Source organism: Leptospira licerasiae serovar Varillal str. VAR 010 (assembly GCF_000244755.1).
In the GTDB taxonomy this organism is placed as follows: domain Bacteria; phylum Spirochaetota; class Leptospiria; order Leptospirales; family Leptospiraceae; genus Leptospira_B; species Leptospira_B licerasiae.
This window is the reverse complement of the sequence record NZ_AHOO02000012.1, coordinates 230029-245192: the sequence shown is the minus strand read 5'-3', so window position 1 is coordinate 245192 and position 15164 is coordinate 230029. Positions and strand designations below refer to the sequence as shown.

At 42.3% G+C, this 15164-nt stretch carries 12 protein-coding genes and 1 pseudogene; 3 read left to right on the top strand and 10 right to left on the bottom strand.

Features of this window, described 5'->3' with window-relative positions:
- From LEP1GSC185_RS19755 to LEP1GSC185_RS15920, 6 genes and pseudogenes are all read right to left on the bottom strand, one after another.
- A pseudogene (locus tag LEP1GSC185_RS19755) lies at positions 1–236 on the bottom strand (transposase); the annotation flags it as partial.
- Between the two features lie 88 nt (positions 237–324).
- Complete coding sequence (locus LEP1GSC185_RS15940; protein ID WP_008590766.1) at positions 325–1452, bottom strand: glycerate kinase; 1128 nt, start codon at positions 1450–1452, stop codon at positions 325–327.
- Between the two features lie 81 nt (positions 1453–1533).
- On the bottom strand, positions 1534–2340 hold the full coding sequence (locus LEP1GSC185_RS15935; protein WP_008589389.1) for a sulfite exporter TauE/SafE family protein: 807 nt from the start codon (positions 2338–2340) through the stop codon (positions 1534–1536).
- A gap of 6 nt (positions 2341–2346) precedes the next feature.
- Positions 2347–2784 carry a DUF6691 family protein gene (locus tag LEP1GSC185_RS15930; protein ID WP_008590198.1) on the bottom strand — a complete coding sequence of 146 codons (438 nt, stop codon included), beginning with the start codon at positions 2782–2784 and terminating at the stop codon, positions 2347–2349.
- Positions 2774–3205, bottom strand: a complete 432-nt coding sequence (locus LEP1GSC185_RS15925) for a YeeE/YedE family protein (protein WP_008589698.1) — start codon at positions 3203–3205, stop codon at positions 2774–2776. Before LEP1GSC185_RS15925 ends, LEP1GSC185_RS15930 begins: the two co-directional genes overlap by 11 nt.
- 5 nt (positions 3206–3210) lie before the next feature.
- Positions 3211–4251, bottom strand: coding sequence for an MBL fold metallo-hydrolase (locus LEP1GSC185_RS15920; protein WP_008590839.1), 1041 nt, complete (start codon positions 4249–4251; stop codon positions 3211–3213).
- 187 nt (positions 4252–4438) lie between these two features.
- Between LEP1GSC185_RS15920 and LEP1GSC185_RS15915 the strand changes: the two genes are divergently transcribed.
- A complete protein-coding gene (locus LEP1GSC185_RS15915) occupies positions 4439–5593 on the top strand; it encodes an adenylate/guanylate cyclase domain-containing protein (protein WP_008589752.1) in 1155 nt (384 codons plus the stop codon).
- A gap of 43 nt (positions 5594–5636) precedes the next feature.
- Here LEP1GSC185_RS15915 and LEP1GSC185_RS15910 read toward each other — a convergent pair whose 3' ends face one another.
- Positions 5637–6455, bottom strand: coding sequence for a helix-turn-helix transcriptional regulator (locus LEP1GSC185_RS15910; RefSeq protein WP_232298405.1), 819 nt, complete (start codon positions 6453–6455; stop codon positions 5637–5639).
- A gap of 161 nt (positions 6456–6616) precedes the next feature.
- On the opposite strand from LEP1GSC185_RS15910, the gene LEP1GSC185_RS15905 reads away from it, so the two are divergent.
- Positions 6617–7462 carry a class I SAM-dependent methyltransferase gene (locus LEP1GSC185_RS15905; protein ID WP_008589996.1) on the top strand — a complete coding sequence of 282 codons (846 nt, stop codon included), beginning with the start codon at positions 6617–6619 and terminating at the stop codon, positions 7460–7462.
- 20 nt (positions 7463–7482) lie between these two features.
- On the opposite strand, the gene mgtA is transcribed toward LEP1GSC185_RS15905, so the two are convergent.
- Both mgtA and LEP1GSC185_RS15895 read right to left on the bottom strand, forming a co-directional pair.
- Positions 7483–10008, bottom strand: coding sequence for a magnesium-translocating P-type ATPase (gene mgtA, locus LEP1GSC185_RS15900; RefSeq protein ID WP_008597100.1), 2526 nt, complete (start codon positions 10006–10008; stop codon positions 7483–7485).
- A 99-nt stretch (positions 10009–10107) separates the two neighbouring features.
- Complete coding sequence (locus LEP1GSC185_RS15895; protein WP_008590879.1) at positions 10108–12396, bottom strand: glycoside hydrolase family 5 protein; 2289 nt, start codon at positions 12394–12396, stop codon at positions 10108–10110.
- 408 nt (positions 12397–12804) lie between these two features.
- On the opposite strand from LEP1GSC185_RS15895, the gene LEP1GSC185_RS15890 reads away from it, so the two are divergent.
- Positions 12805–13983, top strand: a complete 1179-nt coding sequence (locus LEP1GSC185_RS15890) for an NHL repeat-containing protein (protein ID WP_008590403.1) — start codon at positions 12805–12807, stop codon at positions 13981–13983.
- Positions 13984–13985: 2 nt separating this feature from the next.
- On the opposite strand, the gene LEP1GSC185_RS15885 is transcribed toward LEP1GSC185_RS15890, so the two are convergent.
- Complete coding sequence (locus LEP1GSC185_RS15885; RefSeq protein WP_008591778.1) at positions 13986–15164, bottom strand: phospholipase C/P1 nuclease family protein; 1179 nt, start codon at positions 15162–15164, stop codon at positions 13986–13988.

The window sequence follows — 15164 nt, the reverse complement described above, 5'->3', positions numbered from 1 at the left end:
CTATTGTTACATTCAGGAGTAGGACAGTGTTTTGGGTAGAAGTCATTAAGTATCTTCTTGGTTATTTCCGTGAAGTAATCAGTGTTTAGTGCTGGGTTGTAGTGTTTAGGTAGGGGTGTTGGGAAGAGGTTTATATTTTCGGTATTTCTAATGGAAGGGGCGGTTCTGGATTGGAGGAAAGGTGGTCCTCGGTTCGGATTACGTGTATTAAATAGATAGTAATCCTTTCCTTTCAATCGCCACCGCTCTTTTTCGGTGCCGATTGCGAGCGAATCTGAACGTATTTTTATGGACTAGACTTACTTTAGATTTCGTGAAATAAAATTATTTCATCGCGGATAGAGCTCGAGTAACGGCCCGGGACAGTTCATTCGCTGCATCTTTACGTAAAGGCACTCTACCATTGGTTGAGACTTCTATTGTCTTGGGATAATTGGCTGCATCTAATCTGTCTTGATCGGCGACGGACCCGCTGACTACCAAACAGTCCGCTCCAATCTTACGGCAAAGGTGAACTACTGCATCCACGAGCTTACCTGCTAAGGTACCTGCATCGGTTCTACCTTCCCCTGTTAGTACCAAATCGCCCGGACGAATCATGTCGGCCAATCCGGATTCCTGCAAAAAGAAAAGAGAACCAGAGCCAAGAGTAGCGCGCTCTTTTGCCATTCCGAGAAATGGGAGCGCAATTCCACCTCCTGCACCGACTCCACCCGGCCAATTTGTGTCGCTTTGTTCAGAAAATTCAGCCCACAAATGGGAAAGTTGCTCGAGGCCTTCTTCTAATAAAGACACATCGCTTTGTGTGGCGCCTTTCTGAGGGGCAAACAATTTGGGGGCGCCCTTAGGACCTAATAGAGGATTGGTTACATCCGAAAGCATTTTGATGTTGGTTTCTATTATGGCAAATGAAGTTGGAGGTACGAGCCTCCTTGCATTAGGCAAATTTCTCAGAGAATGCACCGGGTTACCTTTGCTGTCCAGCAGTTGAAACCCGAATTCATGTAAGATCCCTAATCCACCGTCGCATATTGCTGTGCCTCCGAGAAATAAAAACAAATTCCTTTTTTTCGAGGCCAACATATTGCGAACCCAACGGCCAAGGCCACGGCTTGTTCTGTCAAGAAGAGGAAGTCGTCGATTACCTTTGAAGTTTAATGAAAGTAATCGTGCGGATTCAAAGTATGCATCTGTCTCGTCGGCGAGATAACAAACTGAGCGGTTGAACCCGCCTGCATCTGGAAGGATATCTACTAGAAGGTTTAGCTTCGGTCGCAATGAATGGAGAGCAACAAGACTTCCTTCTCCGCCATCGGCCAGAGGGAGTTCAACCACCCGGATCGAGTCACCCCAAGCAGAGCGAACACCAGAGCACATTGCCCTTGCGGCACGCGCTGCGCTAAGTGTTCCTTTGAATTTGTCGGGTGCAATGAGGATACGGTTGTAGCGCATTCATACTCCAGGTCTGATAAAACATATCGGAAAGAAAGTTGCCTAACCTTAAATTGCTAGTATCGAATGGCAATTAGTAACTTACAACTTCATTCCCTGGTCCCAAAGGATTAGGGATGCCACAGCTAACGCAAAATAACCGAATCCAATTTTTAGATTCCTTTCATTTATTTTTGAAGAAAGATTCTGTCCTAAAAACATTCCTGCAATTCCTACACCGCAGATAAATAGAAGTAAAGGGCAGTTCTCAGTTTGCACCGATCTGAAACTGATTGCGAATCCGAAAAGTGAGTTTGCGGCGATGATTGCGAGTGATGTTCCTATGGCTTGTCTGATCGGGAATTTGAGTAGAATTGTAAGTGCGGGAATGATAAGAAATCCTCCCCCTGCACCTACAAATCCTGTGATCATGCCTACGATCAATCCTTTGAGCCCAATGGATAAAAAGTTATACGATAGTATATTCGATTTTAATGATATTGTCGGGAGTGGATTGCCTGAGCGGATCATCGTATAGGAACTGAAAACCATTAAGATAGCAAATAGGATCATAATGAACAAAGATTTTGTCAGCGTAATTCCAAAATTTGAAATTAAGATGTTGGGAATCGATGGAAGAAGAAAATATCTGGCAATATAAATTCCGATGAAACTTGGTAGGGCGAAATACATTCCAACTTTTATATTAGTATTTCCTTTTTTGGCTTGGATTACCGCTCCTACAAACGAGGCTATTCCGACTATGAACATAGAGTTTGTTGTGGCGAACGCCGCATCTTGTCCAAAAAAGTAAAAAAGTATGGGAACCGTGAGAATTGAACCTCCGGCGCCGATCAGACCGAGCAGGATTCCCATGATAAAGGAAGTTATATATCCTAAGATCAGCATAGTTGCTTATTCTAATTTACTTTTCAAATTTGTTTTCTTATCCAAAAACCAAAATAGTAACATTCCTAAAATGATACTTGCAAAAACGATTAAAGGTCTTGTTTCGAAACTTGCAAGGGTAGTGACTGAAACTGTTGGACAATAACCTCCAAGTCCCCAACCGATCCCAAAAATTAGGCTTCCGATGATCAAGGCAGGAGTTATTTCTTGGCGGGTCGGGATGAACCAATCCTTGGAGAACATTGGGGTTTTTCTTTTTCGAATGAATTTGTAAGTGATGAAATGGACTCCCACTGCACCTGCCATCGTGAAAAGTAGGGTAGGGTTCCATTTTCCGAATACATCCAAGAATCCTATTATGTTTGCAGGTTGTAAAATCCCTGATATGCCTAGTCCGATAGCGAATAATAGGCCTACGACTAACGCTCCAATATTATATTTCATGCAAGCTCCCTACTTTTCTAAGTAATACTACTGCTGCCATTCCCGCCGTCATAAATACGATTGTGGCTACTATGGATCTTGGAGAAACTCTACTTACTCCGCAAACTCCATGTCCGCTTGTGCAACCTCCTCCTAACATCGCGCCGAATCCGACGAATACTCCTGCAAGCGCCCCAATCCATTCTTTCGTCTGGATCTCCACTGCTAAAAGTTCAGGGGCGGTGGCTTTCAAAGAAAGACCTCCTATAAGTAACCCGACTATAAAATACCATCTCCAAGCAAGATCTCCCTTGCTAGGAATTAATACGCCATATACAATGCTGCTGACTCCGGTCACTCTTCCGTTCCATAAAAGCATTAAGGAAACGGCGATGCCGATCACTACTCCGCCGATAAGACCCATTATCCATTCTGTTGCCATTCTTATTACTCCTTAGGCAGGTATTTCTCGTTCCAATTCACCATCCCGCCCGCCATATTGGATGTGAATTTATAACCTAAACGAATACTTTCTTCCGTGGCTTGATGAGAACGTTTGCCACTCCGACATACGAATACGATCTCTTCGAAACGATCTCCTGCTTCTAAAAATTTGGTTAAATCAGAGCCCAATGTAACCAGTTGGGAAGTTCGAATATGGCCTAATTCTCCGTGGAACTCCTCGGAAGAACGTACATCTATTATTTTCACTTTTCCGATTTTCTTAAATACATCCTCATTCAAAACAGTAGGAATTCCTAATATAGTTTGAGGTGTCATCGTTCTTACGATTTCCAAATTTCCGCATCCTGTATTCGCCGGTAAGGCTACATGCATTTTTTTGGGAGCGGTAAGTTGTAGTTCTCTCATTATCTTTTGGAAATCTTCTTTAGTACGATTTCCTCCGATCCTAGGGTTTAATTTCTTTTCTAATGCGATTGTGGTGTTAGTGAAACCTTGGTAATCATGCGCTGGATAAACTTCTGTTTCATCAGGAAGAGAGAATAATTTTTGGGTTATACTATCGTACAATTTCGAAGCAGATCCTTCTTGGAAGTCCGTTCTTCCTGTGCCTCGGATCAGGAGCGAGTCTCCCGTAAACACCATTCCTTCGAATAGAAAACTCATGCATGCGTTAGTGTGCCCTGGAGTCGCGATTGCTTTAATGTTTTTGTTTCCAAGAGGAAGAATACGCCCGTCTTCGAGCAAAATATCCACACAATCTATTTCCGCTAAAGCGCTTGCCGCAGTTTGGGCCATTGTGTTTTTTCGGATCTCCGAAGCTCCGGTGATATGATCTGCATGAATATGAGTTTCTAGTATATACATTAAATAGAGACCTAATTCTCTGATCAGTTTTAGATCTCTATCTACTGTTTCCCAAACCGGATCTATTATCGCTGCCTCTCTGGTTTCTTTATCGGCGATCAAGTAAGTATAAGTCGAAGATTGTGATTCGAATAACTGGTAAAAGAATACATCTTTCATTTTTTAAATTTTACCCTTTGTAACGTGCATATACATCAATATATGGTTCTTCCACCTTCTTTCCTTGTATAATTCTGCAACTGTTTTGAAAAAAATGTAAAGTAAGTCGGATTTTTTACGGTTTTGCAGGATTATACAAACGGAGAAACATATTACATCAGTCCATTGATGAAAAGGGAGTTGTCACATGAGGACGAAAGAAAGAGATACACTTCACAAGAAAGGGCTCGTCAATTTTTCGATGGCATTTACTGCGGCGGGATTTTTATGGAGCGTTCTATATTTTATATTAGGATTTCCGCAATCGGCTATAATCCCGGGAGCTTATGCGATCTTAAGTTTATTAAGTCTATTTTTTGTTTTTGTTACCGGTAAGTATTTGGCATTTAGATTCCTCCAATTTTTTTTCATCCTTATTCTTCCTGTACTTTTGCAATTGAGTTTGGGCGGTTTTGAAAATTCAGGTGCCGTCATCATTTGGGCGATCCTTTGTCCACTAGGAGCTCTATCATTCGCTCCCATTCGCCAAGGTTTGATCTGGTTCGGATTATTTCTGATCGTTTTGGTCTTTAGCGGTTTGGCGGAATTTTATCTGCATTTACCTATACCGAAGGTGGAGCGAAATTTGCAGGTATTGTTTTTTGTGATCAATATCGTAGGCGCCGGTACTTTAACTTTTTTTAGTTTATACTATTTTATTTCTAAAAATAAACAAGAGCATGATAGAGCGGAGAACCTTCTTCTGAATATTCTTCCTGAGCCTATAGCGGAAAGACTTAAAAGAGATCCATCTACGATTGCTGACGGTTATCAGATGGTTTCTATATTATTTGCAGATATTGAGAATTTCACTGTGCTTTCACAAAAGGTATCTCCCGAATCTTTGGTGCATTTTTTGAATGATGTGTTTTCCCATTTGGATCTTCTCGCAGAAAAATACGGAATGGAAAAAATAAAAACGATCGGAGATGCATACATGGCAGTTTCCGGAATTCCGATTTGGCATGAAAATCACGCGGAAAGCGCAATGAAAATGGCGATTGAAATACAAAACTTTGTTAAAACTTTGCGGGACCCGTCGGGAAGACCTTTAAGGATGCGGATCGGTATCCATTCCGGTCCAGTTGTCGCAGGTGTGATCGGTAAGAAAAAATTCGCTTATGATCTTTGGGGCGATGCTGTGAATACTGCCAGTCGATTGGAATCTCACGGTGTTCCAGGTAGGATCCAGATCTCGGAAACAACTTATGATCTTCTTGAAGACACTTCGCGAATAGAAATTAGAAGATTGATAGATGTGAAAGGTAAGGGGGAAATGAGAACTTATCTTAGCTATGAATAGAATGGAAACTAATACATTGCTTATTATTAATATGCGGGAATTTTCAAGCTTCTGCGTAACTTGCAGGTACTTCTATAAACGATTTTAAATGTCTTGTGCTTCTGAATATTTCGGAAGGAGGCAATCCGAACGTTGCCCGAAAGGTGCGGGTAAAATGAGCGGAATCGAAAAATCCTGCGCGATGGGCCGAATCAGTATGATTCATTCCGTGTAGGAGTGAATATACGGTTAGCTTAAGTCTGAACCAAGTGCGAAAAGAATGAAATGGGATCCCGATCTCTTTTTTAAACTGATGCTCTAAATTGGAAACGGACATACCTGCAAATTCCGCCAGATCTTTTGCGGAATGATCTTCGTGAGGCATTGTAGTAATTAATTCGACTATCTTTTGGATACGAGGATCTATTATTCTGGAATCGTTCTCCAGTATAGGAGGGATCTGATTTAATAGCTCTATAAGAGACTCTTCTGAATCAGGATCAGCGGATAATATTTGGCCGATCTTGTCGAGCAGTTGTTCTTCTTCTCTTAAGGAAATAAAGATGCCGTCGGTTTCACTTTCTAAGTTAGATGCTCTTAAAGATTCGTAATTAGGGCTGCTTAAATCCATAAAAAGCAAAACGCAAAACTTTCCCGAAAATCGGATGGAATGATCCGCCATCGGAGGGATGAGTGCGGAACGAAAACCGATCCAATCGGTATCGTTCAAAGAAACTTGGAATTCACCATCCAAGCCGATACAGACTGTGGCTGCCGCTCTTCGGCGTAACGTTAGATCCGGAAGATACCCAGCAAATAAACAACGGCTCCCCCAAATACAGATCCTTTCCTGTCGATCGAGCGGTCGAGAATTAATTTCCATAACGATAGCCTGTAAAGTTTTTACCCAAGGTTGCAGAATTATACAAGGAGCTTTCATCATCCGCAAATATAATCATCCTGTCACTGAGAATTTATTCTGCCCCTTATATCGGGTAGAAGGTTGGAAAGAATATACTACTCTATAATAGGATCTACACTTATATGATAAAGCTAGCTTTGGATTCGAAAACCGAAAACCCGAACAAAACGTTATGGCAAAAGGGTGATTTTACGGAGATCGCATCTTTGATGCGCAGGTCAGGAGAAGAACTTGTAACTCATCTTGGGATAATATCTCCGCTTAGGATTTTGGATCTAGGATCCGGGGACGGAACTACCGCGATCCCGCTTGCAAGAACAGGATCTGAAGTTATCGGAATTGACATTGCAAAAAATCTGGTAGAAGCGGGTAACAAACGAGCAAAGGAAGAAGGTCTTTCCAATTTGCGATTCCAGGAAGGAGATGCATGTAATTTGCAAGATATCCCGGATCGTTCTTTCGATCTGACTATTTCCATATTCGGTGCAATGTTCGCTCCTAAACCGTTTGATGTCGCAAGTGAAATGGTTCGGGTTACGAAGCCTGGAGGTCGTATTGTAATGGGTAACTGGATCCCAAACGATCCCACTTCGTTCGTTTCACAACTATTAAAGATAAGCGCATCTTTTTCACCTCCGCCTCCCGAAGGTTTTGTTAGTCCGATGACTTGGGGAATGAAATCTTATGTTACGGATTATTTTTCTAAAGCCGGAGTGAAAGAGGAGAGAATTTCCTTACTCAAAGACACATATAACTTTATTTCACCGGATAAAAGCCCGGAGGATTTGATAGAATTGCTCGGAAAATTTTACGGTCCGACAATGGGCGCTTTTGAAGCGGCGGAGAAGAACGGAAAACTCCATGAGTTACGCAAACAACTCATAGAGTTAGCGATTGAACAGAATCAAAGCGGCAATGTCGGAATTTCAATCCCGGCTACTTTTTTGAGAGTGATCGTGGACCTGTAACTAGACTTTTTATCTTTGTTTCAGTTTTCTTTTTTATAAAAAAGAAATTTTGCGAATTCTGCCGACCCTACATAGAGTACGATTATTCCAAGTAAATAACCGTAGAATATTAATGGCAGACGACCGAAGCCGAATGTTTTTGCCAAGGGAAGATAGGGGATAGCAATTACGAAGCCTAGGCAGAGCGCTGTGGCTCCCAATAATAATTTTCCAGGTCGGCTACGATAAAATACGTTTTTAGTACGGATCACTAATACGATTAGGCTTGCGGACACGACGGATTCGGTAAACCATCCTGTTTGGAATTGTGTTTCGTTCGCGCCTAATCCGAATAGTAACAAGCCGAATGTTGCATAATCGAAAAGAGAGCTTAAGAAGCCGAACACTAGCATAAATCTGCCGATAAATTTGATGTCCCATTTACGTGGGCGAACGATCCAGTTTTGATCCACTTCGTCCGATGCGATTGTCATTTCCGGCAGATCCGTCAATAGATTGGTCAATAAGATCTGCTTGGGCAAGAGCGGAAGATAGCTTAGGAAAGCGGAGGCCCCTGCCACGCTGAACATATTCCCGAAATTCGCACTTGTCGCCATAAACACGTATTTGAGTGTATTCGCAAACGTTACGCGCCCTTCTTTGACTCCATCTAATAATACTGCTAAATTTTTTTCCAACAATACGATATCCGCTGCTTCTTTTGCAACATCTACCGCAGAATCCACCGATATTCCTACGTCGGCGGAGTGTAATGCGGATGCGTCGTTGATCCCATCTCCGATATATCCCACGACGTGACCCGCTTTTTTTAGGGCTAATATGATCCTTTGTTTTTGGTTCGGTTCTATTTCCGCGAAAACATCCGTTTTTTCCACTCGTACCCTTAATGCTTCTTCTCCGATACTTTGTAATTCATCTCCAGTAAGTACCGACACGTTGGAAATTCCCACAGACTTGGCGACTTGTTCTGCGATCCATCTGTTATCGCCTGTGATCATTTTGAGTCGAATGCCCAAATCCCCTAAGTTTCGGATCGTATCTTGGATCCCCGCTTTTGCAGAATCGGAAAAGGCAACGAATCCCATGAACACCATGGAGGATTCGATCTCATAGTCGATCGGATCGTTTTCATGGATTTCTTTAACTGCGATCCCAATCGTACGATACCCGTTCCGACTAAACGTTTCATGTATTGTTTGAATGGATTCCAATTCTTTAGATATGGGAAGGATCTTTCCTTGGTTATCTATATATCGATCACAGATCTCCAAAAGAGGCACGCTTGCACCTTTACAGATAGCGGTGCGTTTTCCATCTATCTCGGCGATTACAGTGATCCTCTTTCTATGAAAATCGTAAGAGAGTTCCCCGGATTTAGGGATGTTATCGGCCGAGATAGGACATTCTCTGCTGATAGCAAGGTCCATCGGGTTTTGGAAACCGCTTTCTAGGTTTGCGTTGATCGATGCGAATTTTAGTACATCTTGGTTTGGATTTCCATTCGGATCAACGCTTGTATGTACTCGTACGACTCCCTCTGTTAATGTTCCCGTTTTATCGGAACAGAGTACATCCATACTACCGAAATTTTCGATGGAGTTCAGACGTTTTACGATTACTTTTTTTTGGCTCATTTGTTTGGCGCCTTGGGCCAAATTTACATTGATGATTGCGGGAAGTAGTTGAGGCGTAAGTCCTACAGCGATCGCTAACGCAAATAAAAAGGAGTCTAAGATCGGTTTTTCCAGCAATACGTTGATACCAAGGATCACCAATACTAAGCCTAGAGTAATCTCCAGAAGAAGGTTACCAAATTTGCGAATCCCTTTTTCAAAATCGGTTTCCGGTTTTCTTTCGTTTAATCGTTTGTAGATCTCCCCGAATTGGGTACGTTTTCCAGTAGCGTAGATCAAGGCAGAGCCGGAACCACTGACTACATGGGAACCCATGTACAATAAGTTCGATCGTTTAGAAAGTGAGGTTTCTTCCGGTAATGATCCGGGAATTTTTTCAACCGGAAAAGTTTCTCCAGTGAACGCAGCTTCATCCAAAAACAAACGGTCCGAATCTATCAGATATGCATCTGCGGGTACGATGTCCCCGACTCGTAATCGGATCAGATCTCCCGGCACTAAGGATTGAGAATCCAATTCAGATTCAGAATTATCTCGAATCGTAGAGGCATTTAATCGAACCATCGACAATAAGGAATGGAGTGAGTCGCTTGCGCTTTTTTCCTGCCAGTAACCCAAGATACTACTCAGAAAAACGATACACTGTATGATGATCCCGTCAGTTGGATCGCTTAAAAACCAGGACAAACCGGAAGCAAAAAGTAGAATGATCGTAATCGGATTCGCAAATTGTCTTAGAAACAGAACGATCCCGGCGACCTTTTGAGCGGAACCGAAACTATTTTTCCCATATATTCTCAATCTTTCCCTAGCTTCGGATTCGCCTAGGCCGTTCGGTCCGGAACCGACTTCGGAGAACATTTTATCTGAGGTATATGTCCAGTAATTGGGAGGGATTTTCCGGGATTCCATTCTCTTAGGTTGAGATCCCTGGATTCTTAGAAAAGTACTAATTCATTCGTAAAATCCCTCCGCCCGTGGAAACGACAGGCGAAGGAGATCCGAAGTTCATTATCTATTTTGAATGGTAACGTTCTCCGTCTTCACATAAGAATTATCATACCACCATGCGCGAACTTCCATAGGGCGATCCGCTTTATCTGGTGCTATATTAAAATCTAATGAGAAGTTGGTGTATTGGCCCGGGCCGGAAAACTCATGTCTGTAAACGTCCCTTCTTGCTAATACATCTTGGCCATCGTAAACGTCTATGGTGACAACCTTATCGTTATTCGCGTTAGTAACATCCACTAACATGCGGAATACAGCTCTTTTGTTCCCGGTTCCCCAACGATCTCTGTCATAAGGACCATAGATGATGTGATCCGCCCAATGATCCGCGGTGGTTACAACCCAAGCATCACCTTCTGCAAATCCAGTGCGGTGAGATAGATTTTTTGCCTTATATACTAAAGGTAATTCTCCACTCAATGGAGAAGAACAACATAGAAGTGCAGCTCCTCCTCCGTCTCTTTGGGCAACCCCAGCTACGTATTCACTGTCGGCACATTGTCCTTTATAAGAACCAGGCGCCCAGTCTCCTCCACGCTGAGAAGAACGGCTATCTCCTCTATCGAACCAGATAGTTCGGCAAGAGTTAGCAAGAGGAACCTTACTGTGAGCACAAAGTATACCACTTGTTCCCCAAGAATGTTTGGTCGCACCTGCAACATAGTAGTCGTTAGGACATTCGTATTTTGTAAATCCGCCTGCCCAATCTCCCGTGCCATGGTAACGAGTAGTAGTCTCATACACTGCCTGTACATTAATCGCACGGTCAGTATGCCAAAGTTTTCCGTATTTAGTATCACTACAAAGTGCTCTTTGGTCGCGGCTTAACCCTAATAGACGTTCTCCGTCCGGACAGGTTCCTTTGTTTGCACCTGATAACCAGTCGTTATCGATCGTACTTACGTTATCATCTACACCGTTAAAGCCGATCTTGGTCAAATGGTCCACATACGCAACAGATCCAGTCTTACCATTGAAGGCGAGAAGGCGGTCCATATGTTCATCACGCCAGTTCCCTCTTTTGGTTTGAGACCAATCGGAAGTAACTAATCCCCATTCGTCTTCTCCATTCAGAGGCCAGAATGCGAAATCAAGATCCTTCTCGATTAAATAATCCACAAGTCTTTTGAGCCACTCTCTATCTGCAGGATTGGTTTCTCCAGGAGAAGCTCCGAATTCACTCACCCAAACAGGAGCAGTCGTAACCGCATCCGGATCGGTAACATATCCCCATTCGTCGGTGATAGTGTTCCGGAAAGTAGTTAGATCCATATCCTTGTATTTGATATTTCCCCCCGATGTTGCATCGTCTCCGTTATGTTTAGGTCCGATAAATCCGTAATTATGAGCGGCATAAACCAGCTTGTTTACATTACGAATATGTACTTGAAGATCTCTAACAGGTTTTAGGTGAGGGCGTTCTCCTGAACCTAAGATCGGGATTGCTCCCCACCAGTTGATACCTTCTACAACAATGACCATGTCCGGGTTTGCGCGTAAGATATCATTTCCCGCCTCGCCGGCAGCCTTACGCCAATCGTCTATATTATTCCAACCCCAGTTAGGGCTATTCGGTAGATGAGTGTCGTTAAAACGTTGGGTGCGAACTTCGTTCCTAAGATCCGCAGCGGCAACTAACTTGTTATCCTTATAACGATTTACTAAGAAAACCCAATCCGCTTTCCACATTTCTGGAGTTTGGTTATAAGCGAAGGAAGATCCTGTATGATACCATTGGCCGTTATAGTCGAACCCACAACACCATTCTGAAAAAGTAGTGTGGTTGTTTAAGACAACTACGATCCCCGCAGCGGTCAAAGCTGCAACGGTTTGGTCATAGATCTCTAAAGGTGTCTTGCCGAAAAATTGGGGATTAGCCGCTACATATTCGTTCGGAACGATATTCGCATCATGCAGCATTAAATTAGAAAAAGGTAATCTAACTGAATTAAAGCCCCATTCTTGTATTAAAGAAATAATATGAGAGATAGGTTGTTTATCCAAGCCTCCCACTACCTGACGAGTATCACTCGCTCCATACCAGTTCACCGCTTTCAATTTGAAACGGTTATTGTTCGAATCCACGATATATCTACCGTTCGTACTTAGCGGCACGACCGGAGGAGTGGTCGGTACTGCCAAAGACATCACGGAGCGGTATGCGGACTTAGCCGATTTTGGAAGTGAGAAAGGTAAATACGCTTGGTCCGTTTCGGGGGAACAACTTGCTAATATAGCAAAGACCACCGAAACAGAACAAAAAATTTTCATTTTCCTTCTGTTAAACATTTTAAATTCTCTCCATTGAATTCCCAATTCAATCACGGATTTATATGTATGTGTGAGGATATTAAACAGGATATACTTATATACCGTTTATTTTTTCTAGAGATTCTATTATAGAACTGAAGTTTTTTCTTTTTAAAGCGTTTGTTATGATAAAAAACATTGAACGAACAGTCCATATATTTAAAATCTGTGCATTAAAAATGATGATAACATTATGAATATATAATATATCCTACTCAATATATTTCTTTTTTGGATTAGAACTCGTTCGAGTGACCTCTATATGGCTGGGTCTACTTCTATACACGTATCCCCCGAACAAGGGATCAGTCTACTTGTGGAAATTAATTTATTTCTATACGAAAGAAGAGGATTGTACTTAGTTATCGTATTCGTCTGATAATCCACATGGTTTTATTGTACCGAAACTTTCCTATATTTGCGATTATTCTTACCTTCTTTTTACAATGTGGTGCGATCCCGACGGAAAATCCATGTGATCCGTCCAGCGATACTTTTTTCAAAGACCAACTTATCAAATATCTTATAAATGATACTAGTTCTTCCTGTTCCTTGGCTGCAAATGAATGCGGAGTCTTAAAACAGGGTGAATCTGCTAAGATCGTTCTTGGCCAGCCCGATTTTACAAGCAACGCTTTCGGAACAGGTATAAACCAAGTTGGAGCCTCCGGGTTTGTATTGGATCATCAAGGAGGGGCCTGGGTTTCGGACGGAAATTATGACCGTGTAATGCATTTCTCTGCACCTTTACGTACCAACCAAAATGCAGATATTATACTTACTACTGGTACATCGACAGTACCTAGGGCTATAGCTGTGGATGCTAATGGAGGTCTTTGGGTAACTTTAAGTTTAGGAGATTCAGTTCTGCATTATCCTGCGGGAATGAATTCTAGCACCCCGTCCGATATTACTCTCGGAACCGGAACAGGCTCGACTACTCAAAATACGATGAACAACCCGTTCGGAGTTTCAGTGGATTCCGGCGGTGGAGTTTGGGTCGCGGATTATTTTAATAGTAGAGTCTTACATTATTCTCCTCCATTGACTTCCGGTATGAACGCGGATATCGTTCTTGGGCAAGCGGATTTTATTTCATATGGAGGTGGGACTGCCGTAAATCGAATGGTCAATCCATTCGGAGTAGGAGTTGATCCTAGCGGACATGTATGGGTTGCGGATACGGGAAATCATCGTATCCTTAGATTTACTCCACCTTTCTCGACAGGAATGAATGCGGACCTAGTGCTTGGGCAGCCTGATTTTGTTACCGCCACCTCTGCTACAACTCAAGTCAACTTATCAAATCCGAACGGAGTAAGCTTCGCCGCAAACGGGGCCGTTTGGGTCGCCGATAATGGAAACCAAAGAGCTATTCGCTTTTCTCCTCCGTTTTTAAGCGGTCAAGCAGCGGACAATGTTTTAGGAGAACCTGACTTTGTGACCAGAAATTCTACAATGACAATATCTGATAAACTCATCGGTAGTACTCCTGCAGTGGCTGTCGCTCCTTGCGGAGTATGGGTCGCGGATTCTCCTAATTATAGGGTTTTATTCTTTCCTTAGTTTTATTTTAATCCGGTCCTTACATAATTACGGATATGGGAACCCACACTTCTCATATGTTCGGTGATTGTTGAGTCCAAATCCTTTAAAGACTTTTTATTGATCTCATTTGATAGTTTTCCTTCCGAAAAACCGTTTAATAGATTCGATTCATCAATGAGAGTATCGATACGATCGGAAAGATCATAACTTTGTTTTGCCACTACATTTACCATGTAGGAATTATCGTACGAACCGTAATTATTATCTAAATCCGTTTGTCTTACGCTTACAATGAAAGGATGAACTAGATTTTTACTTTTATACGCATTTTTTAAAGTACTAAAATGATATTTTTCAATGGTGGTATGACGACTCGAGATTCTATCGATTGCATCGTTTTTAGCGCTTTCGAACCCAAGAATAGCTTTTAGATTGATCCAAAGCATACTGATCGTTCCGAAATTCGGAAGAACTCTGGAATGATACGGTTGAGTAAGATCCGTAACATAATGTAATCCCCATCCTAAAAAGCGATAGCCCCAATATGGATGTCCACTTTGAAAAGCATAACGAGAAAGTGTCATGAATTGAAAAACTCTGTACTGAGGATATGTCCGGGTAAGGAACTCCGCAGCGGCAAAGATGATCGGAGATTCATGATAATAGCCGATATGAAACGGCACTTGGGTCGCATAGTAGACCTTAGGATCTCCGAAGGATTGTATTCCGAAAGCGTAATCTTTTCCGAAAATTTCTCCGTTGTCTTCGAATAGGTTTAGATCTAATCCGAAATCGGGTTCGTCTCCTGCAGTAGCAAGCACTTCCAACGGGCTTACAAGTTCTCCCATTCGAATATCATAAAATTCGTAATCTTGTTTTAGGTCCTTCTCCCCATAGATACTTACTGTCATTGGGTCCGATCTTTTGCCGAGCGGAGGGTGTCCTGGAAGATGTTGTAAAAAATAACCTAACGGTGTTCCGGTATTCAGCCTTAGCGCCCTAAGAAAATGATTTCGGATCGTCTTTCTATCTCCACCTTTAAACGATAATGTTTCCGGAAGAGGAGCGCTTTTGTCGTAATTGAGATTCGCTTCCTTCTCCATATCCCTCATAAGAGGGATAAGTTTATCTTGTTCTTTAAGTAGGAAGTCTTCTAAAGATTCAACTTTTACCTTAGGTGCAGATACTAACTCTGGCAT